Source organism: Rhodoblastus sp., assembly GCF_052145335.1.
GTDB lineage: Bacteria > Pseudomonadota > Alphaproteobacteria > Rhizobiales > Beijerinckiaceae > Rhodoblastus.
In genome coordinates, this window is sequence record NZ_JBKQOU010000196.1 from 1 (window position 1) to 22879 (window position 22879).

Here is a 22879-nt window from a genome sequence, read left to right on the forward strand (position 1 = left end):
GGCGAGAAAATGTCGAAGAGCCTCGGCAATTTCGTCACCATCCATGAATTGCTGAACAGCGACAGGTTCGGTGGGCGCCCGTGGAAGGGCGAGGTCCTGCGCTTCGCCATGCTGCGCAGCCATTACCGCCAGCCGATCGACTGGACGGTCAAAGCGCTCGAAGAAGCGGAAAAGACGCTGCAACGCTGGTATGCGGTTTTATGCGCGCAGGGCGTGACTGCGGAAAGTGCGGCGCAGGCGCCCCTGCGGGAGAATTTCATGGAGGCGCTGCTCGACGATCTCAATATTGCGCGCGCCATCGCCGAATTGCACGTTCTCGCCGCCAAGGCCGAGCCGTCCAAAACCGCAACCGGCAAGGCGGAAGCGGAGAAATTTTTACGCGCGGCGAATCTGCTTGGGCTGTTGCAGGACGATCCGGCGGCATGGGAGCCGAAGGCCCTTGCCGGCGTCGAAATCGATGAAGCGAAAGTGGAGAAACTGGTGGCCGAGCGGCTTGCGGCGCGGAAAGCGCGCAACTTCGCGGAGTCCGACCGTTTGCGCGACCTGCTGCTTGAAATGGGCGTCAAGCTCAAGGACGGCAAGGACCCGGCGACAGGCGAACCGGTGACGAATTGGGAGGTTTCCTCGTGACGCCTCCGCCCGCCGACGACAAGGAAAAAGACTGGCGCGCGTCGCTGCCGTTTCCGGCGCATTGGCTGTGGTATATCGCCGCCAAAGTGATCGTGCTGGCTTTGGTCACGGTCTTCGCCTTGAAATATTTTGGATTGCTGTAATGGCGCTTGAGGAAAAAATCTCGCTGCGACCGGCTTTGCCGTCGGATGCTCCGGCGCTGGCCGAGCTTTTTCGCGCCAGCATCGAGGAACTGGCGCAGGAGGATTACAGCGAGGCGCAGATCGACGCCTGGGCCGGCGTCGCCGACGACGAGCCAGCTTTTGCGCAGAAAATCGCTGGCTCGCTGACCATCGTCGCCCTGTGCGCCGGCGAGATCGCCGGCTTCGCCAGCCTCAAGGGCGCGGACGTGGTGGACATGCTCTACGTCCATCCGAATGCAGCGCGAAAAGGCGTGGGGACGCAGCTTTGCGACGCGCTGGAAAAGCTCGCCGCAGCGCGGAAAGCGATGATTCTCAAGGCCGATGTCTCGGATTGCGCGATAGGATTTTTCGCCCTGCGCGGGTACGAGCCTCTGCAACGCAACATGGTTTTTCTCGGCGACGAGGTTCTGGGCAATACCACCATGACCAGGAAGCTCGCCGCCGTAACGGGACAGGTTCAATGAGCCGCGAACGCGTAACCTTGCTGGACACCACCTTGCGCGACGGCGCCCAGACCACCGGCGTCGATTTTTCGCTCGACGACAAGAAACAGATCGCCCGCCTGCTCGACGCGCTCGGCATCGACTATGTCGAGGGCGGCTATCCCGGCGCCAATCCGCTCGACACCGAATTTTTCAAGGCCAAGCCGACGAAGGCCGCGCGTTTCGCCGCTTTCGGCATGACCAAGAGGGCGGGGCGCTCCGCCGCCAATGATCCGGGCGTCGCCGCTTTGCTCGACAGCGCCGCCGACACCATCGTCTATGTCGCCAAAGCCTGGGATTATCAGGTGCGCGTGGCGCTCGGCTGCACGCTCGAGGAAAATCTCGGAGGCATCGAGGAAAGCGTCAAGGCGGCGGTCGCCGCGGGGCGCGAGGCCATCGTCGATTGCGAGCATTTTTTCGACGGTTTCAAGGACAACCCGGATTACGCCCTCGCTTGCGCGGAAGCGGCCCATGCGGCCGGGGCGCGCTGGGTGGTGCTGTGCGACACCAATGGCGGAAGCCTGCCGCATGAGATCGAGGAAATCGTCCGCGCGGTGACGAAAAAAGTACCCGGCGCCAAACTCGGCATTCACGCCCATAACGACACGGAACAGGCGGTGGCCAATTCCTTCGCCGCCTTGCGCGGCGGCGCCCGGCAGATTCATGGCGCGTTGAACGGGCTCGGCGAGCGATGCGGCAACGCCAATCTATGCTCGATCATTCCGACGCTTCTGCTCAAGCCGGAGTTTTCCGAGAAATTCGAAATCGGCGTGACCCTGGAAAGCCTGCGCGGCCTGAGCAAGCTCAGCCATACGCTCGATGAACTGCTCAATCGCGCGCCGGATCGTCACGCGCCCTATGTCGGCGCCTCGGCCTTTGCAACGAAAGCCGGCATCCACGCCTCGGCGGTGATGAAGGACCCGCGAACTTACGAGCATGTGCCGCCGGAAAGCGTCGGCAACAGCCGCCGCGTGCTGGTGTCCGACCAGGCGGGAAAATCCAATATTCTCGCCGAACTGGAGCGGCTCGGCGTCGCTGTGGCCAAGGACGATCCGCGCGTGATGCGGCTTTTGGAGGCGGTCAAGGACAAGGAGGCTCAGGGCTACGCCTATGAGGGCGCCGACGCCAGTTTCGAACTGCTGGCCCGCCGCGTCCTCGGCCACGCGCCCAATTATTTTGAGGTCGAGCGTTTTCGCGTCGACGTCGAGCGCCGCCATAATGCGCAGGGCGCGCTGGAGACTTTTTCCGAGGCGACGGTGCGGGTCAATGTGGACGGGCAGAGTTTCATCTCGGCGGCGGAGGGCAACGGTCCGGTCAACGCCCTCGATCTCGCCTTGCGCAAGGACCTGGGCAAGTATCAGAAATATATCGACGATATCGAATTGCTCGATTTCCGCGTCCGCGTCTTCCAGGGCGGCACGGACGCGGTGACCCGCGTGCTGGTCGAATTCGGCGACGGCAAGGGCGAGACCTGGTCCACCGTCGGCGTCTCGGCCAATCTGATCGACGCTTCGTTCCAGGCGCTGCTCGACGCCATCGACTACAAATTGCTGAAAGAGGGCGCCTGACCTTTTGCGATCGATCATGGTCCGCGCCGCTTTGTTGCAGTAGGATGACAAAATCGCGGGCTGAGTCCTGTCATCGCCCGCCCGAAATCTAAAAAGGGATTCAAGCGTGGACGAGAAGATCGAAGCGCCTGCCGCCATCGCGGCCGATGCCGCGACGGTGAAGGCCGCCAGTTCGCCGTCGCCGGCCAAACAGGCCGTCGAGAAGCCTGTCGCGGAGAATCCTGCCGCCAAGAGACCTGCCCCCAAGTCCAGGGGGACCGCGCGCAAGGCCAGGGCCGCCGCAAGGGCGGAGACCGCGGAGACGCCGCAGCATCATCTGGCGCAGATGCGGCATGATCCGGCGGCGATCCGCCGCGTGTTCGAGACGGGCGAATATCCTTACGCCGCGCGACTGCGCACCGCGCCCTACGAAGAGCATATGCTCAAGTTGCAGCAGGAATTGCTCAAGGCGCAGCGCTGGGTCGAGTTGACCGGCGAGCGAATCGACATGCTGTTCGAGGGCCGCGACGCCGCCGGCAAGGGCGGCACCATCAAGCGTTACATGGAACACATGAATCCGCGCACCGCGCGGGTGGTAGCGCTGCAGAAGCCGACCGAGCGCGAAAGCTCGCAATGGTATTTCCAGCGCTATATTTCGCATTTGCCGGCGGGCGGCGAGATCTGCCTGTTCGACCGCTCCTGGTATAACCGCGCCGGCGTCGAGCGGGTGATGGGTTTCTGCAGCCCGACCGATTATCTGGAATTCATGCGCCAGTGCCCCGAAGTTGAGCGCATGCTGGTGCGCTCCGGCGTGCGGCTGTTCAAATACTGGTTCTCGGTGTCGCGCGAGGAGCAGCGCCGACGCTTCGAGGCGCGCAAGGTCGACCCGCTGAAGCAGTGGAAACTGTCGCCGATCGACCTCGCCTCGCTCGGCAAATGGGACGAATATACCGAGGCCAAGGAGGCGATGTTCTTCTATACCGACACAGCCGACGCGCCCTGGACGATCATCAAGTCCGACGACAAGAAGCGCGCCCGGCTCAATTGCATGACGCATTTCCTGTGGTCGCTGCCCTATCCCAACAAGGACCTGTCGATCGTCCGCGCGCCGGACCCGCTGATCGTCGGCTCGACCGAACATGTCATTGGCCACGACCTGCACATCATCGACAAGACCGTGCATCCGAATTTGAAGCGCGGTTAGAGCGTTTTCAAGCGAAGTGGATACCCGTTCGCATGAAGAAGACCAAAAATCTAGAGCCCCGATCCGATTCAATCGGATCGGAAAAGGCTCTAGGACGTCCGGCGAAACGCAACGCTTATGCGCTTTGCGGGCGTCCCGGTTCTGCTGTATGTCTCGCTACGGCTGCATGCCGCCGCTTGAGTCCGGGTGCTCGCATTGCCGCATATTCGCCTTGCACCGGAGCGAAACTCCGCCAGAGCTTCGGCGAGAGGATTTCGGAGATTGGATATGGTTTTGGTCAAAGGAAACAAGTTTGCCGCCATGCTTGCGGTCGGCGTGCTGACGGCGCTTTGCGCCGGCGCGCCAGCGCGGGCGGATGACGATTCGGTCTTCGGTCAGCCCGCGCCAAAGCAATTCCTGCTCAACAAGATGTTCAGTCCAAAAAATCTCGGCCTCGACCAGTCCTCGGGCGGCGCCAACGGGCAGACCGCCGCCAATGGGCAGGCCGCTGGCGCCCACGGCCAAGCCGCTGGGGCCAACGGCCAAGCCGCTGGGGCCAACGGTCAGGTCGCTGGCAGCGCGCCGCAGGAGGAGGACGAAGACGGCAACGGCGCCTTTCCGAAGCGTTATCTGCTGAACAAGATGTTCGATTCGGGCAAGTAACTCGCAAGCCCGTCATCGCCCCGAGGCGCGACGCCCCACTTGACGCTTTGGCGAAAGCGTCCCGCGTGAATCCTGCGTCATTGTGGTTTTTGCGGGCTGGCGCCGTTGATGATGGGGTCGAGAAATGGCGCCAGGATGTTTTTCGCCGCATTGAGCGAGCCGGCGGAGGTGTAATGGCCGTAGTCCAGGGCAATCATGTCGTCCGGGACCCGCGGTCCGACGAAGCGCCGGCACCCCTGGTCTCCACATAATTTGCCGAACTGCGAAATGTAGTGGACATTTTCGCCCCAGGCATGGGCGGCCAGGCGCGCTTCAGTGTTGAAGCTCTTGCGTTGCAAACTATCGTGCGAGAATTCGCTCGGCGCGCGGCCGGCGAGCAATTCGGCGACCACCAGATCCGTCATGTCGGGCGACCAGGTCGGCACCTGGCCCATGATGAAAATGGGAGATCGAACGCCGGCCGCTCGGAGCGCCGCGATATTGAGGTCGAAATCCTTCATTAATTGCGGGAAGTATGAATCTTCGTCATAGAAATGGTCGAAATAGCCACCGACGACGATGGCGGCGGGCTGGAGCGCGACGATGTTTCGGGCGACTTCCTCATTGATCGCCTGACAACGCGCCGCTTCCGGATCGGGCTCGCTCCGTTCCACTTTCGCCATCAGCGGCTGACAACCGACGGCGGAAAAAAGCAGAATGTTGGCTCGGTCGCGATATATGTCCTTCAGACCGAATATGAGATGCAGGGCATGAGAATCACCGATGACGGCGATTGTCGGCTTTTCCAGATGAGCGGGCTTTGCACAGTTCCTTTCGGCGAAGAAGGATTTTGCCCTTGCTCGCGCTGTTTCCAGACTATCCCTGCGTTTGACGCTGGCGTCCACACAGTCCATGTCGCTCGTCATGCGCGCCATGTCCCGGACGTAGAAGCTGTAAACATCGCGCACGGCCTGGGGATAACGCTGCGGAAGTCCGTCTGTCTGACGCGTGACGTTTCCAACGACGCCCGCGAGGGCCAGTCCCGCCAGAAGCGTCGCCGCGACGGCCGCGGGTCTCCTGCGATAGGCTTCCGCGATCGGACGTTCAGCGAAACGCCAGGTCAGATAAGCGAGAAGAACTGAGATCCCCAGGAGGGACGCCGTCACGGCGGGCGGCAATTGGTTGCCGTAACGACCGTGCGCGAAGGATAGCAGCGGCCAGTGCCAGAGATAGAGCGGATAGGAGATCGCGCCGAAAAATTGCGCCAGGCGGTTGCCGAGCAGGATCTGGCTGATCCTCGCCCCGGGCGCCGAAATGACCAGCGCGCAGCCGAGCGTCGGCGCCAGCGCCAGATAGCCCGGCCAGGGCGACAACTCATTTAGTAGCCAGAAGATGCTGAAAAGCATCAGGAAAATACCTAGTCCGGCGAGAAGGTTCGCGGCGAGCGGCGAGGGCGGGGCTGGCTCGGAGAAGACCTCGCGTTGCGCCAGGAGCGCCCCGAGCGCCAATTCCCAGGCGCGTGTGCTCAGCAGGTAAAAGGCGGCCGTCGAGTTGATGTCGGTCAGGACGATGCAATAAGCCAGAGAGGCCAGGAAGATCAGGAGGGTGGCCGGGGTCAGCAGCCGGCGGAGCTTGAAGAGGGCAAGAAGCAGCGCGGGCCAGACCAGATAGAATTGTTCCTCGATGCTCAGCGACCAGAGATGCAGGAGCGGCAGAAGGCGGGACTTCCAGTCGAAATAGGCGGCTGCCGAGCCGGACTGCCGGTAGAGCCAGAGATTGACCGAGAAATAGGAGCTCGCTTCGATATGGCCGCCGAGGCGGCGAAATTCCATCGGGTTGAATAGAAACCAGCCGGCGATCCAGCTGGCTGTCAGCGTCAGCAGTAGGGCCGGGAGAATGCGTTTGACGCGCTTGCCGTAGAAATCGAACAGCGAAAAATCGCCCGCCGCGCGTTCGCTGAGGATGATCCGGGAAATCAGGAAACCGGAAATGACGAAGAATATATCGACGCCGGCGAAGCCGCCCGGAGCGGGGAGTCCGGCGTGGAAAGCGAGCACGGACAGGACGGCCAGCGCGCGCAGGCCGTTGATGTCCGGTCGGAATTCATGATGCGCGCGCGGCTTCGGCGCCGAGGCGCCGGCGTCCCACCCCGAAACAGGCTTTTCCAATTACATAGCCCCCGGGCCGCGCGTAATCGCCGCAACGCCGGTGCGGGAGACTTCGACCAGGCCGATTGGGCGCATCAGTTCGACGAAATCGTCGATCTTCTTCGGCGCGCCGGTCAGTTCGAAAATGAAGCTTTCGGTCGTGGCGTCGATGACGCGGGCGCGAAACGCCTCGGCGAGGCGCATGGCTTCGGTGCGGTTTTCGCCCTTGCCGCGCACTTTGATCATGGCCAGTTCGCGCTCCACTGCGCCGCCGAGCAGCGACAGGTCGGTCACCTTGTGGATTGGCACGATGCGCTCCAGCTGGTGCGAAATCTGCTCGATGGTTTCCGGCGTCCCGGTGGTGACGATGGTGATGCGCGAAAGCTGCTGCGCATGGGCGACCTCGGCGACGGTCAGGCTCTCGATATTATACCCGCGCCCCGAAAACAGGCCGACGACGCGGGCCAGCACGCCCGGTTCGTTATCGACCAGGACCGACAAGGTATGCGTTTCGATGCGCGCCGCCTTACCGGCGGAAGAGGAATAGGGGGAAAGCGCGGCGGCGGGGGACTGGGCGTTCATGTTTGCGGTCCGATGATTTGTGAAAAAGCGGAAAGGCGGCGCAAATAAGTCGCGCCGCGAAAAGAATCACACCAGCATCTTGCCCTTGTCGTCGATGACGCTGCCGATGTCCTCGTCGGCGTCGGGCAGGATCATTTCGTTATGCGCCTTGCCCGACGGGATCATCGGCAGGCAGTTTTCAGCCTTGTCCACCATGCAGTCGAAAATGACCGCCTGCGGGCTGTCTAACATTTCCTGGATCGCCTCGTCGAGCTTGGCCGGATCGGAGCAGCGGATGCCTTTCAGGCCATAAGCTTCCGCCAGTTTGACGAAATCGGGCAAAGCCTCGGAATAGGAGCTGGAATAGCGCCCGCCGTGCAGCAATTCCTGCCATTGCCGCACCATCCCCATATATTCGTTGTTGAGGATGAAGATCTTCACCGGGCAGCGGAATTGCACGGCGGTCGAAAGCTCCTGAATATTCATCAGGATCGACGCCTCGCCGGCGATGTCGATGACCAAAGCGTCGGGATGGGCGAGCTGCGTGCCGATCGCAGCGGGCAGGCCATAGCCCATGGTCCCGAGGCCGCCGGAGGTCATCCAGCGGTTCGGCTCCTCGAAATGATAATGCTGGGCCGCCCACATCTGGTGCTGGCCGACTTCGGTGGTGATGTAGGTCTTGCGTTTCTTGGTCAGCTCATAGAGGCGCTCGACCGCATATTGCGGCTTGATGGTCGTCTCCGACTTCTTGTAGCTGAAGCTTTTGCGGGCGCGCCATTTGTCGATCTGCGCCCACCAGGCGTCATGCGCCTTCTTGTCCGCCGAATGCCCCTCGGCGCGCCACAGCCGCACCAGATCCTCCAGCACATGGGCGCAATCGCCGACGATCGGCAGATCGACTTGCACGTTCTTGTTGATCGAGGACGGGTCGATGTCGATATGGATCTTTTTCGAATAAGGCGCGAAGGCGTCGAGCCTGCCGGTGATGCGGTCGTCGAAACGCGCGCCGATACACACCATCAGGTCGCAATCGTGCATGGCGTTATTGGCCTCGTAGGACCCGTGCATGCCCAGCATGCCGAGCCAGTTCTTGCCGCTGGCCGGATAGGCGCCCAGTCCCATCAGCGTCGAGGTGATCGGAAAACCGGTCTGAGCGACCAGTTCGCGCAACAAAGTCGAGGCCAGCGGCCCGGCGTTGATGACGCCGCCGCCGGTGTAGAGGATCGGTTTTTTCGCCTTGGCCATCATCGCCACGGCTTCCTTGATCTTGCTCAGCTCCGCCTTCAGCCGCGGCTGATAGGTCTTGTGCTGGATGTTCTTCGGCGGCGAATAAAGGCCGGTGGCGAATTGAACGTCCTTGGGAATGTCGACCACCACCGGGCCGGGCCGCCCCGAGCGCGCGATGTAAAAGGCTTCGTGCAGGATGCGCGACAGATCCTCGATTTTCCGCACCAGATAATTATGCTTGGTGCAATGGCGGGTGATGCCGACCGTGTCGGCTTCCTGAAAAGCATCGGAGCCGATCAAATGGGTCGGCACCTGTCCGGTGATGCAGACCAGCGGAATGGAATCCATGAGAGCGTCGGTGAGGCCGGTGACGGCGTTGGTGGCGCCGGGGCCGGAAGTGACCAGCAGGCAGCCGACCTTGCCCGTCGAGCGGGCGTAGCCTTCCGCCGCATGGGCGGCGCCCTGCTCATGGCGCACCAGCACATGCTGAACTTTGTTCTGATGGAAAAGCGCGTCATAGATCGGCAGGACCGCGCCGCCCGGATAGCCGAAAAGAGTCGTAACGCCCTGATCCTGCAAGGCTTGCACCACCATTTCGGCGCCGGTCATCATTTTCGACATTGTCAGGCTCCAGAGCTTTTCGCGCTTTTATTCAACTAGGATGTATGGCCAATAAAAAAGGCCCCTTTCGGGACCCGGGTAAGCGCCAACGGCAGGAAATCCGGGTTCAGTCCCGGCCTGCTGGTGGCGCTGCATCTACAATAAGGATCTTCCGCACGTGGCTGCTTCCCGAAAGAGAGGGGAAATTCATAGGCCAGCGTTGAGGGCCGGTCAAGCCGTCGGGGCCGGCTGGAATCGCAAAAAAATCACTTCGGTCTCGCCGTAATCGCGACGCTCAAGCGTATCGAAACCGGGCGCCGGCTCGAAACAAGACGCCGCCGCCTCCTCGACAATCACCAACGCGTCGGGCGCCAGCCAGCCGCCGCGCGCCAGCGAAGCCAGGGCGGGCTGCGCCAGGCCCCGGTCATAGGGCGGGTCGAGGAAAGCCAGTGTATAGGGCGCGCCGGGCGGCGCCTCGCCAAGCTTTCGCGCGTCGCGGCGAAAAATTTTGGTCACGCCGCCGAGGCCCAGCGCCTCGACATTTTCGCGGATCAGGGCGCGGGCCTTCGCGCCGTCATCGACCAGCAGGCAGAATTCCGCGCCGCGCGAAATCGCCTCCAGTCCGAAGGCGCCCGTGCCGGCGAAAAGGTCGATCACTTTTCCGCCCGGTATGGGATCGTCGTAGGAATGGGCGAGAATATTGAACAGGGTTTCGCGCAACCGGTCGGAAGTCGGACGGATGGCGTCTGATTTGGGGCCATGAAGAGCACGGCCTTTCAGCCGGCCGCCGACGATGCGCATTTTTTATTTTCCGCGCGGTTTTCTCGGACCGGAAGGCTTGCCGCCGAAGGTCTTGCCGCCGGACGGACGATCGCCAAGGCTCTTGCCGCCGCCAGAGGGCCGGCCCTCGCTCCGAGGGCTGAAAGTCTTGCCGCCCGCGGGCTTGTCACCATAAGCGCGACCTTCGCCGCGTGGACGAAACTCCTTGCCGCCTGCGGGCTTGTCGCCAAAGCTCCGACCCGGACCGCGCGGGCGCTCGCCCCTGCCTTCCGCCCTCTCGCCGCGAGGCGCCGCGTCGCGCCGAAAAGTCTTGGCCGCGCCGGTCTCGCCAGCCGGCCTCTCCACCCGAGACTCGCGCTTGCGTGCGCTTTCGAAAGCCTTCGGCTCGCCCTGCTTCTCACGCTCTTCACGGAAGCGGCGGGCGTTGCGCGTGACCGGCGCCGGTGCGGCGCCGCGGACGTTGCTCACCCGCTCGACCACGACCTTCCGGCCGTTGCGGTCTTCGGTGGCGTCGCGTTCGGTGCGGCGGCGCGGGCCTTTTTCCGCCTTGGAGCGGTCGCTGCGCAATGCCGAGACATGTTTGCGCGGCTCGGCCTTTTCCTGCGAGGCGTAGGATTTTCTTTCCTGCTTTTCCGCTTTTTCGCCTCGCTCCGCTGGCCGCCTGGCGCGCGGGCCGCCCTCGCGCCCATAACGCCGCTCGGGTTCCGGCTCCGGAGTGCGGTCGATCACCGGCCCCTCGAAATCGACATTGGCCTCGCGGGAGAGGGCTTCGCCCAATTGATCGGCGAGGATGCGGGTTTTCACTTCCTCGATGGCGCCGTCGGCCATTTCGCCGAGCTGGAACGGCCCATAGGACAAGCGGATCAGCCGGTTGACGCCCAGGCCCAAATGTTCGAGCAGGCGCTTGACCTCGCGATTCTTGCCTTCGCGCAGGCCCAGCGAAATCCAGACATTGGCGCCCTGCACGCGGTCGAGCTTGGCCTCCACTCCGGCGTAATCGATTCCTTCGATGGTCACGCCACGGCTGAGCGTGTCGAGTCGCGTCTGGTCGGTGCTTCCATTGGCGCGGGCGCGATAGCGGCGCAGCCAGCCGGTCGAGGGCAGCTCCAGCACGCGGGCGAGGCCGCCGTCATTGGTCAGCAGCAGCAGGCCCTCGGTATTGATATCAAGCCGGCCGATCGACATCAGGCGGGGCAGCGCCGGAAATTTTTCGGCGATATAGTCGAAAACCGTGGGCCGGCCTTCCGGGTCGCGGTCGGTGGTGACGAGGCCGCGCGGCTTGTGGAACAGAAACAGGCGGGTGCGCTCGCGGGTGGCGAGCGGCTTGCCGTCCACGGTGATGCAGTCTTCCGCCGTCACATTTTTCGCGGCGCTGGTCAGAACCTCGCCATTGACCGCGACGCGGCCCTGTTCGATCCAGGTTTCGGCGTCGCGGCGCGAGCACAGGCCGACGCGCGCCATCACCTTGGCGATGCGGTCGCCCTCATGCTGCTTTTCTTCAGGCGCTTTTGCCGGCGCCTTTCGGGGCGGCCGCTTGCCGGCTTGCGGCGCGCGCGAAATTCCGGGATTTTTGCTGTTGTCGTTGTCCATTTGCGTCTGATAGCAGAGGCGGGGGTTGCTTGGAAAACTTTTTGCGAAAGGCCCATGGTTTGACGGCGCGCGATCCGATCCTCGATACGATCTTCGACCCTTGGGACCGGGCCTTCGCCGAAGCGAGGGCGGCTTTTTCTCGCGGCGAGGCGCCGATCGGCGCGGCCATCGTCCGTGACGGCGAAATCGTCGCCAGCGCCGGCAATCGCACCGTTGCCGACCATGATCCGACGGCGCATGCGGAAATGCTGGTTATCCGCGCCGCCGCATGGCGACTTGGCGACGAGCGCCTCACCGGCTGCGATCTTTATGTGACGCTGGAGCCCTGCGCCATGTGCGCCGGCGCCATTTCCTTCGCCCGCCTGCGCCGGCTCTATTTCGCCGCCGAGGACGAAAAGGGCGGGGCGGTGGAAAACGGCCCGCGCTTTTTTTCCCAGAAAACCTGCCATCATCGCCCGGAAATCTATGGCGGCATCCGCGCCAGCGAGGCGGGCGAACTTTTACGCGATTTTTTCAAGGCGCGAAGGTAAGCGCCAGCCGAGGGGGGCGCTCAAGTCGCATATTCTTGACCGCAATTTCATGCACTATCGCCGCGGCGCGACGCAGGAATGGATTTTGAAGGAGCAATAATGACGGATGCGGGTCAAATTTCGGGGGCTTCCTCTTTCGAGCAGCATCCCTTGCGCGCCCGCATATTGGGCGAATTGCACGCCCGGCCGCTGCGCCCGCTGGAAAGTCCAGCGCGCATCCTGCATCTGGCTTTCCTGGTCGATCCGGCCCAGGCGGAAGCCGACCGTCTCGCCCTGGACAAGGCCTGCATCGAGCGCGGTCTTTCGGGCCCGGACGCGCAAGCGCGGCAGTTCCGGCTGGAATTTACCGAAGCGGTGCTGCTGTGGGAGCGGCACGGCGAATTCATCACCCATAGCTGGGTGTTCGGTCAGGGGGAGGCCTTGGCCGAAGATGCATCGCCTTTCAGCCCGTCTCCCGCCTCCCTGATGCAAAAATTGCAGATGCTGCCGCAGGCCGGCCCCTTGCTCGTGGCCGCCGATCTCCACATGGTCGACGGCGACGCCGACGCCCCCGCCCTGGCTAAGATTTTCGGGCCGCTGCAAATGGCGGTCGCCGAGGTTTTCGACGGCCGCGCCCTGATCGCCAGCGATTTCGCGCCCGATTCCTTCGGCTTCGTGCGGATATTCATCGCCAACCGCTCGATGCCCGCGGTCGCCGCCGGCGGACTGGCGCAACGGGCGCTGGAGATCGAGACCTATCGCACCCTGGCCCTGATGGGCCTGCCGGAAGCTCAGAGGCTCGCGCCCTCGATCCGCCGCATCGAGCAGGAATTGCCGAGCATTCTCGAAGCCCTGACCGAGGCGCAAGGGGTGGAGGGCAATCGCAAGCTGCTCGACGAATTGTCCGAACTCGCCGCCGAACTGGAAACCGGCGCGGCCGCGAGCTTGTTTCGCTTCGGCGCCACCCGCGCCTATGACGATCTGGTGCAGTCGCGGCTGAAAGGCATTGGCGAGAAGTCCTTGCAGGATTACCCGAGTTGGACCGCCTTCTTGACCCGGCGGCTTAATCCGGCGATTCAAACCTGCGTCAATACCGAAGCGCGGCAGGCCGACCTGTCGCGCAAGCTGACGCGCGCCGCACAATTGCTGCGCACCCGCGTCGATACCGAAGTGGAGGCGCAGAACGGCGCGCTGCTGCGGCAGATGGGCGAGCGCATGCACCTGCAACTGCGCCTGCAGCAGACGGTGGAAGGGCTCTCGGTCGCCGCCATTACCTATTATATTTCGAGCGTGCTGAACCACCTGTTCGAAGGCGCGGAAAAAGCAGGTCTGGAGATTGACCCGACCATCGCCACCGCCATCGTCATCCCCTTCGTCGCGGTTTTCGTCTGGTGGACGGTGCGGCGAATCCGCAAGAAACACGGCGGGGAGGAGTGATTCCATAACCGTCTTTCGACGGCCCCTCAGTCGTTGCGCCAGACAAACAGCGAGCTGAGGGTGAAATTCCACACCGAGCCCATGATGACGCCGGCCAGAGCCGAGATCGAAACCACCGGATAGAGATTATAGAGCCAGGTGGCGACGCCGACATTGGCCACCGCGCCGAAGGCGCAAACGGCATAGAAATACAAAATGCCGCGCAGGATCGGACCCAAACCCTTCAACTGGGCGTCGCGATAGGTGATGACGTTGTTGATGAAGAAATTGCTGGTCATGGCGACGGCGACGGCGACGCTCTGCGCCAGGGTGAAACTCACGCCAGGAACGAGCAGCGCCAAATGCACCGTCGCCAGATGGATGGCGACGCCGGTCGCGCCGACCAGGGCGAAAAAGATGAAACGCACTGGAATGCGCCCGCCGCTCGCCTTGTTCAGCATGAGTCCGAGAAAATCGAGACCGACCTTGATGTCGAATTTCGATTCGCCCTCCAGTCTTTCACGAAACATATAGCCGACCTCTTCAATCTTCAGCGGTTTTTGCGCCGAAGCGACAATATCCGCAAGTATTTTGAAGCCGGAAGAGGTGAGATGCGGCGCACAATCCTCGACGATCTCCCGCCGCAGCATGAAGAAACCGCTCATCAGGTCGGAAAAATCGGCGTTCAACGCTCTTTTCGCCAATCTATGAGCGAAGCGGCTCATCGCGGCGCGACGGGCGGAGAAGCCGTCCTCCGCCGAGCCGCCTTCGACATGGCGGCTGCCGACCACGAGATCGCATCCCGCGCGCAATTTCTGCAGCATTTTCGGCAGGATCGCTTCGTCATGCTGCAAATCGGCGTCCATCACCGCGACCACCGGCGCGGAGGAGGCGAGCATTCCCTCGATACAGGCGCCCGCCAGACCGCGACGGTTGACGCGGCGCAGGCAGCGGATTCTCGGGTCGTCGTGCGAAATTTTCTTGGCCAAAGCCGAAGTGCCGTCCGGGCTGTTGTCGTCCACGACGATCATTTCCCAATCGACGCCCGTCAAGGCGGCGTCAACCCGCCGAATCAATTCGCGCAGATTGCCTCTTTCGTTGAAGGTGGGAATGACAAGCGTCAGTTCGGCGGACAAGGGCGGGGCTTTCTTTTCAGTCTCCATTCCTGCTAGCTGCATTGCGTCGGACAGTCCAGCCAGCCGTTGAGCGGCTTGCAGGAGACGATCGCGATCGGCGGCGCCTCCAGGCTCTCTCCGAACGAAGGCATGTTGAGATTCAGGCGCTTGCATGGACACACTTCCATTACACGGCAATCGACAGCGATCGGCGTTTCGCCTCTCGCCGGAGCAAAAAACCCTCGCGCTGATCCTAGGCGCCTTAGCCTTAAGAATTGTTTTCGCGGCGGCCATTGGCCTTGGCGTCGATGAATCCTACACGGTCGCCACCGCCCGCGTCTTGAGTCTCAGCACCTTCGATCATCCGCCGGCGGCTTGGTGGCTGACCCATTTCGCCGCCTCGTTGTTTGGCGAAAGCCCGCTTGCGCTGCGCGCCCCTTTCCTTTTGCTGTTCGTCTTGACCTCCTGGCTGATGTTCGTGCTGACGCGGCGCCTGTTCGGGGCGCAAGCCGGCTTTTACGCGACTCTGGCGCTGAACCTGTCGCCGGTGCTCGGCCTGACCGACGCCTCCTGGATCCTGCCCGACGCGCCGTTGCTGCCGGCCATGCTCGGCTGCGCCTACGCTCTTTCACGGGTTTTCTTCGAACCGGGCGCGCGGCGCGCCTGGTGGCTGGCGGCGGGCGTTTGCGCCGGTCTGGCCATGTTGTCGAAATATCACGGCGTGTTTGTTTTTGCCGGCGCCGCCCTGTTCGTCATCGCCAGCCCCCGCCAGCGTTTCTGGCTGGCGACGCCCTGGCCCTATGCGGCGGGCCTGATCGCCTTGCTGATCTTCTCGCCGGTTGTGATTTGGAACGCCCAGAATCACTGGGTGTCGTTCCTGTTCCAAGGCGGACGCTCCGGCGCGCCGCATTTCTCATTTGTAGCGCCCCTGGCCTTGATCGGCCTGCAATCCCTGTTTCTGGCGCCGTGGATTTTCATTCCGCTGCTCGCGCTGTTCGTGCGCTCGTTATGGAAAGGGCCGGCGCGGGAGAAGGATTTTTTCCTCGCCTGCCTCGCCGCCGCGCCGATCCTGCTGTTCACGCTGGTCGCCTTCTGGTCAAGCAAGCGCGTGCTGCCGCATTGGGTCGCGCCGGGCTATTTGATGCTGTTTCCGCTTCTCGGACGGGAGATCGCCGTCAGGCTGGAGCAGGGCGCGCCTTTGTTGCGCCGGGGCCTGATCGCCGCGAGCGCCTTCATGGTCGTCGGCGTCGGCTTGGTCTCCGCTTTGCCGCATCTGCCGCTCGCAGCCCTTTCGGGCTCACGCTATCCCCTGTTCGAAATGCTCGACTGGGATGATTTTCCGCGCGCTCTTGCTGCGCGCGACTGGGACCAGCCGAAGACTTTCATCGCCGCGACGCGCTGGCTGGACGCCGGAAAACTCGATTACGCCCTGCACGGCGCCGTGCCCGTGCTTTGTCTTTGCGCCGAACCGCACGCTTTCGGCCTGATCCGCGATCCGCAGGATTTCATCGGCCAGGACGCGCTGATCGCCGCGCCTAAACTGACGATTGACGAGGCGCGGGCGCGCTTCGGCGGGTTTTTCGATTCGATCGAGCAGGTTGCGCCGGTCGACATCAAGCAGGGCGGCCAGCCGGCGATCGTTCTGCAAATTTTTCGCGCGACGAATTTTCACCATCCGGCGCGGGAGTTTTCGCTTCGGGATAAAGACAGGGCGAATGCGGACGGTCGTTAACGACCTACCTGTATGTAATACAAGTGTCACACTAACTTCCGAAACTGCCGCAACCGGCCTGTTTGCCCGGTCATTGCGGTCGCGCGTCAAAAATTTGCGTCGGTCGAGTTTTGGGGAAATCCAAATGGTCAAGTCTCCCGCGAAGAAAGACCTCGATGAGGTATCGCATGCCGCTGTCGAGGTGGAGCACGAGTTGCATCTGGAGCCGGCTGTGGACGGCGAGGCGGAAGCCAGCCCGGAAGAATCTTCTGACGAGTCCAATCTCGTCGCCACCGTCGCGGCGGTCGGCGTCGTCGGCATTGGCGTCGCGCTGGTCGAAGTGGCGCTTTTGCCCGGTGTGATCCTCGGCGTCGCCGCCATGGCCGCTCCTCAGCTGGCGCCGAAACTCGGCGCGGCTCTCGGCCCGATGTTCAAATCGACGGTGCGCGGCCTCTATCGCGTCGGCCAGAAGACCCGCGAGCTCGTCGCCGAAACGCACGAGCACGTGCAGGACATCGTCGCCGAAGTGGACGCGGAGGGCAAAACCGCCGCTTCGGTCAAGGAAACGGGCGCGCCACTGCAATGAGTTCGACAAATGGCAAGGATGCCGCCGACCTGCCATTGGCTCCGGCGGCCAAGAAGTCGCCCGCGCGCCATAAACTGCATGTCGCGCACCACACGCCGGGCCGGGTGCGGATGAAGATCCCCTCGGCCAAGGGCGATCCCGAAGCCTTGCGGGTCATCGCCCAGTCCTTCGTGGGCGTGGCGGGGGTGGAAAGCGTGTCGGTGAACGCGACCACCGGCAGCCTGCTGCTGAAATACAACCCGGATCGCCCGATGGACGTCCACCAGCATGTGGAGGAACGGGCGGGCGGGTACAGTCCGCTGGACAGCGAAATCGACGAGGTCACCGAATTCATCGAGAAAGAGGCCGAGTTCCTGGCGCAGCATTCGCACACCGCCAAGGTGATCGTCGATTTCTTCACCCGGTTCGACCAGGCGATCAAGAAGCATACGAATAATTACGTCGATTTGAAAATCCTGCTCGCGGCGGGTCTCATCGTCGGCACCATCGCCGGGGTGGGATTGCACACTGCGACCCCGGTCTGGCTGGTGCTGGTGGTGTTCTCCATCAACCATATGGTCCAACTGCATCAACATCAGACGATGCACGAGGCCAACAGGGCCGTCCTTGCAGGGGCTGCGGCCTGACCTGGTTTCGATAAAGTAGGGATCGTCCGGCGCATGGAAATTGCGATACGTCATTTTATGCGTGGACGCGTTCGCCTCGCCGCGCATAAACTTTGCGCCAACAGAAGTCTGGCGGAACAGGCTCTGGCCTTCATTCGCGCCCAGTCCGGCGTGTCGCGCGCCCGGATCAATTACAACTGCGCCAGCATCGTCGTCACTTTCGATCCGGCCATGGAGCCGACCCTGCGCCTGTTGATCGGCCGCCTGCGGCTGATGACGTTCGACGACCTGCGCCTTCTGCTCGCCATGGCGCCGGCCGAGGCCCCCGTCCATCCGGCGCCCGAGCTTCTCGCCGAGGAGCAGCAGCGCAAACGCATTCCCCTGGGCCTGCCGACCCTGTCTGTCGGCTTGGCCATGACCGGCAATCCGACGATGCTGGCGCTCAATGTTCCGCTGATGCTGTGGAACGCCTATCCGATCGCTTTGCGCGCCTGGCGGGTGTTGCGGCGCGAACGCCGCCTCAATATCGACTTCCTCGACACACTGGCCGTCGGCGCCTCGCTGACCCACCATAATCAGGTGGCGGGCGCGCTGGTGGTCTGGCTCATCAAGCTCGGCGACTGGATCCGCGACCTGACGGCGGCCGGCTCGAAACGCGCCATCGGCGAATTGCTGGAATTCGAGAACAAGCGCGCCTGGGTTTTGCGCGACGACGAAATCGTCTCGGTGCTGGCGCGCGAACTTGAGGTCGAGGATCGCGTCATCGTCTATCCCGGCGAGATGATTCCGGTCGATGGCGAAATTCTCGAAGGCTTCGCGCTGATCGACCAGAAAACCATCACCGGCGAAGGCCTGCCGGTCAATCGCGGCGTCGGCGAGGCCGCCTTCGCCGCCACGGTTCTGCGCGAGGGCCAGTTGACGATCCGCGCCACCCGCGTCGGCGCCGACACCACGGCGGGCCAGATCGTGCGGCTGATCGATTCCGCGCCGGTCGGCGACACGCGCATGCAGAATCACGCCGAAAAACTCGCCGACAAGCTGGTGATGCCGACCTTGGGCCTGGCCTCCGCGACGGCGGCGCTGACGTTCGACGCCAACCGTTTCCTGTCGCTGGTCATCGTCGATTACGGCACCGGCATCCGCGTCGCGGCGCCCACGGCGGTGTTGTCCTCGATGACGCGCGCCGCGCGTTCCGGCATCATCATCAAGAGCGGACGCCACATGGAGCGTCTGGCCGAAGTCGACACCATCGTCTTCGACAAGACCGGCACGCTGACCGAAGGCTCGCCCGCCGTCAGCGACGTCCTGCCCTATCAGAAACATATCGACGGACGCCGCCTTCTCGGACTAGCGGCGGCGGCGGAAAGCCGGCTGCGCCATCCGGTCGCCGACGCGCTGCGCGACCGTGCGCACGAAATCGGCGTGGTGACGCCGCTGTGCGACGAGCCGGTCTATCATCTGGGACGCGGCGTCGAAGGACAGGTCGACGGCCATTACCTGCATGTCGGCAATGAGCGGTTCTTCCGCGAAAGCGGCATCGATTTCCGCCTCGCCGCCGGCGACCGCGCGGACCTCGAGGAGCAGGGCTACTCCTGCCTCTATGTGGCGACCGACGGCAAACTGGCCGGCCTCATTCCCTATGCCGACCAGATTCGTCCTGAAAGCCGCGAGGTTATCGCCCGACTGCGCGCTTCCGGCGTGAAGAACGCCATCATGCTCACCGGAGACAATGGCGTCGTCGCCCGCGCGGTGAGCCAGCGTCTCGGCCTGACCGGACATTTCGCCGACATGCTGCCAGCCGACAAGGCCGAGGCGATCCAGGCGCTGCAAAGAGAAGGCAAGGTCGTCGCCATGGTCGGCGACGGCATCAACGATTCTCCGGCTTTGAGCTTCGCCGACGTCGGCGTGGCGATGAAATATGGCGCCGAAGTCACCCAGGAGTCCGCCGACGTCGTGCTGATGGAGGACAGCCTCTGGAAGCTGGTCGAGGCGGTCGAGATTTCGCGCGGCGCCATGGGCCTGATCAAGCAGAATTACGGCGTCGTCATCGGCATGAACACCGTGGCTCTGGCCCTGGCTCTGCCGGGCGGGTTGATCAGTCCCTCCGTCACCGCGCTGATTTCCAATGGATCGGCCATTCTCGCCAGCATCAACGGCCTGCGTCCGCTGATCCGGATCAGATGATCCGCCGGGCGCCAGCGAGAACTCTCGCCCCGGCGCACGAGAAAGCGCTTTTCCGCGCGGTGGAGCGGCTGGAATTCGAGGGGCTGGCGGCGAAAATCGGCAAACATGCCGGCCAGCCGGCCCAAAAACTGTTCTCCAGCCTGCCGGGGCCTGCGGCGGCCGTTCTGAACCGCGCGATCGAAAAGGCGATACTTAAAAGCCTCGATCTGGCGATCAAATCGCTCGACCCGGACGACCGCAAGAAGCCCATGCCACGCCTGACGGCGGCTTTCACCGGAATTACCGGCGGTCTGTCGGGATTGGCGGGTTTCGCCGGCCTGCCGGTGGAATTGCCGGTGACGACTTTGCTGATGCTGCGCTCCATCGCCGCCATCGCGCGGCATATGGGCGAGGACTTGTCCACCATGGAGGCGCGGCTGGCCTGCGTCGAGGTTTTCGCTTTCGGCGGCTATGCCGGCGGCAAGGGCGAGGTGGAGATAGGCTATTACGCCTCGCGCGCGCTGCTCGGCAAGTTGGCGGGCCAAGTCTCCAATGCCTTGCTCGAGCGCGGCGTCGCGGCGGCGGCAGCGCCGGCCGCGACAACCGCGGCTGCGGCGCCGGCGACAGCAGCCTTTGCGGGCGAAGTGACGGCGCGCTTTTCCGCAACCGTCTGGGAACGCGCCGCCGCCAGCGCCGCGCCGCTGATCGGGGCCATCGGCGGCGCTTCGCTCAATGTGATTTTCGCCAATCACTTCAATGGAATCGCCTGGAGCCATTTCACCATCCGCCGGCTGGAGCGGATCTATGGCGAGGAGTTCATTCGCCACAACTACGCGCGCCTCAGCGTCGAGCGGCGCTTGCTGGCGAACAAGGGCAAGGCCTAGCCGCGGCGTCAATGCGAGCGGCGTTTCGGGAAACCGAAATTCGCGCTGCGTCGTTTACGGAAAACGACGTCGCCTAACCAAAAACTTTCCGCTAGCTTTCCGTCATGACGCAAAAGGATTCCCTGGCGCAGGCGCGCGAAGAACACTTCAGGCTCGGCGAGGCGATCGCCGCGCACGACCGAGCCTATTATCAGGAAGACGCACCGAAAATCTCGGACGCGGATTACGACGCCCTGCGGCGCCGCTACGCGACTCTGGAAGCGCAATTTCCGCAACTCGCCGACGAAAGCTCGCTGAGCAAGAAAGTCGGCGCGGCGCCGGCGGAAAAATTCGCCAAGATCACCCATGCCGTCCCGATGCTGTCGCTGGGCAATATTTTTGCCGACGACGAGCTTTTCGAATTTGTCGCCCGGGTAAAGCGTTTTCTCGGCATGCCGCCGGAAGCCGAAATCAAGTTCACCGCCGAGCCGAAGATCGACGGCCTGTCCTGCTCTTTGCGCTATGAAAACGGCCTTCTCGTCAGCGCCGCGACCCGTGGCGACGGCTTTGAAGGCGAGGATGTCACCGCCAACGCCCGCACCATCGGCGACATTCCCAAAAAGCTCATCGGTTCGCCGCCGGATATTTTTGAGGCGCGCGGCGAAGTCTATATGTCGCTGCAGGATTTTGCCGCCCTGAACGAAAGGCAGGCGGCGCAGGGCAAGCCCCTCTTCGCCAATCCGCGCAATGCGGCGGCCGGCTCCTTGCGCCAGCTCGATCCGGCGGTGACGGCGAAAAGGCCGTTGAAATTCTTTGCCTATGCCTGGGGCGAAATTTCGCGAATGCCGGCCGATACGCAATTGAGCATGATGCAGGCTTTCCGCTCTTATGGGTTTATCGTCAATCCCCTGACAATACTTTGCGATACGGCTGAGCAAATGCTGGCGCATTTCCGCGACATCGAGAGCCGCCGCGCCTCGCTCGGCTATGACATCGATGGCGTCGTCTACAAGGTCAACAGTCTCGCGCTGCAGCAACGGCTGGGCTTTGTCTCGCGCGCGCCGCGCTGGGCGACGGCGCATAAATTCCCCGCCGAAAAGGCCACCAGCGTCGTGCGAGACATAGAAATCAATGTCGGTCGCACCGGAGCTTTGACGCCGGTGGCGCGGCTGGACCCGGTCACGGTCGGCGGCGTGGTGGTGTCCAACGCCACTTTGCACAATGAGGACGAAATCGCGCGAAAGGACGTTCGCGTCGGCGACACGGTGATCGTGCAGCGCGCCGGCGACGTCATTCCGCAAATTCTCGGCGTGGTGCTGGAAAAGCGTCCGGCCAGCGCAAAACCTTACAAAATGCCGGAAACCTGTCCGGTCTGCGGCTCGGCGGCCCTGCGCGAAATCGACCCCAGGACCGGACAGGCCGATGTTGTGCGCCGCTGCACCGGGACCCTCGTTTGCGCCGCCCAGGCGGTGGAGCGGCTGCGCCACTTCTGCTCGCGCAACGCTTTTGATATCGAGGGGCTCGGCGACAGGCAGATCGCCTTTTTCTATGAGAAGGGGCTGATCAAGACGGCCGCCGATATTTTCACCTTGCAGCAACGCGACCGGACCAGCCTGACAAAAATCGAGAATTTCGAGGGTTTCGGCAAAGTCTCGACCCAAAAGCTATTCGCCGCCATCGAGGCGCGACGGGAGATTGCGCTGAACCGATTCATTTTCGCACTCGGCATCCGCCATATCGGCGAGACCAATGCGATCAGGCTGGCGCGCTCTTTCGAGACGTTCGAGTCTCTGCGCGAGACGGCCCACCACGCCACGCCTGGAAGCGAGGCGCGCCAGCGGATCAATGACATTGACGGGGTCGGCGATGTCGTCGCCGAGGCCGTCGCCGATTTCTTTCTCGAAGAACACAATGAGAAGGCGCTCGACGCGCTTTTGGCGCAGGTGCGCATCGTGCCGATGGAAGCGGTCAAGAGCGACAGCCCGGTGGCGGGAAAGACGGTGGTTTTCACCGGCGCGCTGCTGAAGATGACCCGCGAAGAAGCCAAGGCCATGGCGGAAAGACTGGGCGCCAAGGTGGCCGGCTCGATATCGAAAAAGACCGATCTCCTGATCGCCGGCGCCGACGCCGGTTCGAAACTCGCCAAGGCGCGCGAGCTCGGCGTCGAGACCATCGACGAAGACGCCTGGCTGGCGCTGGTCGGCGGGGCAGGGACGTAGCCGCCGAGCGGAAGCTGAACCGTTCCTTAACCATATACATTTACCTTGCGGGAGTTCCGTAGGGGATTGTCATGAAGTTTATTTTTGTTTCCGCCGCCGCTGTTTTGGCGGCCTCCCCACC

At 63.1% G+C, this 22879-nt stretch carries 20 protein-coding genes; 14 read left to right on the plus strand and 6 right to left on the minus strand.

The genetic code is table 11. The annotated features are described in order from the left end of the window. The 6 genes from ACLP2E_RS12320 to ACLP2E_RS12345 form a co-directional block, all read left to right on the plus strand. Positions 1–630 (plus strand): DALR domain-containing protein (locus ACLP2E_RS12320; protein WP_442466100.1); only part of this gene is annotated, 630 nt, incomplete at its 5' end. Further along, positions 627–773, plus strand: a complete 147-nt coding sequence (locus ACLP2E_RS12325; RefSeq protein WP_442461203.1) for a hypothetical protein — start codon at positions 627–629, stop codon at positions 771–773. The genes ACLP2E_RS12320 and ACLP2E_RS12325, both read left to right, overlap by 4 nt. Further along, positions 773–1276, plus strand: a complete 504-nt coding sequence (locus ACLP2E_RS12330) for a GNAT family N-acetyltransferase (RefSeq protein WP_442461202.1) — start codon at positions 773–775, stop codon at positions 1274–1276. Before ACLP2E_RS12325 ends, ACLP2E_RS12330 begins: the two co-directional genes overlap by 1 nt. Further along, entirely contained in the window at positions 1273–2862 is a 1590-nt protein-coding gene (gene cimA / locus ACLP2E_RS12335; RefSeq protein ID WP_442466101.1) for a citramalate synthase, read from the plus strand. The genes ACLP2E_RS12330 and cimA overlap by 4 nt, the downstream gene beginning before the upstream one ends. Positions 2863–2968: 106 nt before the next feature. Beyond that, positions 2969–4045, plus strand: a complete 1077-nt coding sequence (ppk2, locus tag ACLP2E_RS12340) for a polyphosphate kinase 2 (RefSeq protein ID WP_442466102.1) — start codon at positions 2969–2971, stop codon at positions 4043–4045. Positions 4046–4312: 267 nt separating this feature from the next. Then, positions 4313–4687, plus strand: a complete 375-nt coding sequence (locus ACLP2E_RS12345) for a hypothetical protein (protein WP_442461408.1) — start codon at positions 4313–4315, stop codon at positions 4685–4687. Between the two features lie 77 nt (positions 4688–4764). On the opposite strand, the gene ACLP2E_RS12350 is transcribed toward ACLP2E_RS12345, so the two are convergent. The 5 genes from ACLP2E_RS12350 to ACLP2E_RS12370 all read right to left on the minus strand — a co-directional run bounded on the left by ACLP2E_RS12350 (position 4765) and on the right by ACLP2E_RS12370 (position 11571). Further along, positions 4765–6834, minus strand: a complete 2070-nt coding sequence (locus ACLP2E_RS12350; protein WP_442466103.1) for an acyltransferase family protein — start codon at positions 6832–6834, stop codon at positions 4765–4767. Next, positions 6835–7395: an acetolactate synthase small subunit gene (ilvN, locus tag ACLP2E_RS12355; RefSeq protein ID WP_442466104.1), complete on the minus strand. Its 561-nt coding sequence runs from the start codon at positions 7393–7395 to the stop codon at positions 6835–6837. It abuts the gene before it with no gap. Positions 7396–7461: 66 nt separating this feature from the next. Continuing rightward, positions 7462–9222 carry an acetolactate synthase 3 large subunit gene (locus tag ACLP2E_RS12360; RefSeq protein WP_442466105.1) on the minus strand — a complete coding sequence of 587 codons (1761 nt, stop codon included), beginning with the start codon at positions 9220–9222 and terminating at the stop codon, positions 7462–7464. Between the two features lie 210 nt (positions 9223–9432). Beyond that, on the minus strand, positions 9433–10002 hold the full coding sequence (rsmD, locus tag ACLP2E_RS12365) for a 16S rRNA (guanine(966)-N(2))-methyltransferase RsmD (RefSeq protein WP_442461412.1): 570 nt from the start codon (positions 10000–10002) through the stop codon (positions 9433–9435). Between the two features lie 3 nt (positions 10003–10005). Next, positions 10006–11571 carry a pseudouridine synthase gene (locus tag ACLP2E_RS12370; RefSeq protein WP_442466106.1) on the minus strand — a complete coding sequence of 522 codons (1566 nt, stop codon included), beginning with the start codon at positions 11569–11571 and terminating at the stop codon, positions 10006–10008. Between the two features lie 41 nt (positions 11572–11612). On the opposite strand from ACLP2E_RS12370, the gene ACLP2E_RS12375 reads away from it, so the two are divergent. Together ACLP2E_RS12375 and ACLP2E_RS12380 are read left to right on the plus strand one after the other, a co-directional pair. Continuing rightward, positions 11613–12101, plus strand: a complete 489-nt coding sequence (locus ACLP2E_RS12375; RefSeq protein ID WP_442461414.1) for a nucleoside deaminase — start codon at positions 11613–11615, stop codon at positions 12099–12101. A 99-nt stretch (positions 12102–12200) separates the two neighbouring features. Beyond that, positions 12201–13517, plus strand: a complete 1317-nt coding sequence (locus ACLP2E_RS12380; protein ID WP_442466107.1) for a DUF3422 family protein — start codon at positions 12201–12203, stop codon at positions 13515–13517. 26 nt (positions 13518–13543) lie between these two features. On the opposite strand, the gene ACLP2E_RS12385 is transcribed toward ACLP2E_RS12380, so the two are convergent. Then, positions 13544–14659 (minus strand): glycosyltransferase family 2 protein, encoded by a 1116-nt coding sequence (locus ACLP2E_RS12385; RefSeq protein ID WP_442461416.1) that lies wholly within the window; start codon positions 14657–14659, stop codon positions 13544–13546. Between the two features lie 124 nt (positions 14660–14783). Here ACLP2E_RS12385 and ACLP2E_RS12390 point away from each other — a divergent pair, with 124 nt between their 5' ends. The 6 genes from ACLP2E_RS12390 (at position 14784) to ligA (ending at position 22758) form a co-directional block, all read left to right on the plus strand. Further along, on the plus strand, positions 14784–16343 hold the full coding sequence (locus ACLP2E_RS12390) for a glycosyltransferase family 39 protein (protein ID WP_442466108.1): 1560 nt from the start codon (positions 14784–14786) through the stop codon (positions 16341–16343). 124 nt (positions 16344–16467) lie between these two features. Next, positions 16468–16908, plus strand: a complete 441-nt coding sequence (locus ACLP2E_RS12395; RefSeq protein ID WP_442461418.1) for a DUF5132 domain-containing protein — start codon at positions 16468–16470, stop codon at positions 16906–16908. Further along, positions 16905–17534, plus strand: a complete 630-nt coding sequence (locus ACLP2E_RS12400) for an HMA2 domain-containing protein (RefSeq protein WP_442466109.1) — start codon at positions 16905–16907, stop codon at positions 17532–17534. Before ACLP2E_RS12395 ends, ACLP2E_RS12400 begins: the two co-directional genes overlap by 4 nt. Positions 17535–17567: 33 nt before the next feature. Then, positions 17568–19697, plus strand: a complete 2130-nt coding sequence (locus ACLP2E_RS12405; protein ID WP_442466110.1) for a heavy metal translocating P-type ATPase — start codon at positions 17568–17570, stop codon at positions 19695–19697. After that, complete coding sequence (locus tag ACLP2E_RS12410; protein WP_442466111.1) at positions 19694–20560, plus strand: EcsC family protein; 867 nt, start codon at positions 19694–19696, stop codon at positions 20558–20560. Before ACLP2E_RS12405 ends, ACLP2E_RS12410 begins: the two co-directional genes overlap by 4 nt. Positions 20561–20664: 104 nt before the next feature. Beyond that, positions 20665–22758 (plus strand): NAD-dependent DNA ligase LigA, encoded by a 2094-nt coding sequence (gene ligA, locus ACLP2E_RS12415; protein WP_442466112.1) that lies wholly within the window; start codon positions 20665–20667, stop codon positions 22756–22758. Positions 22759–22879 lie beyond the last annotated feature (121 nt).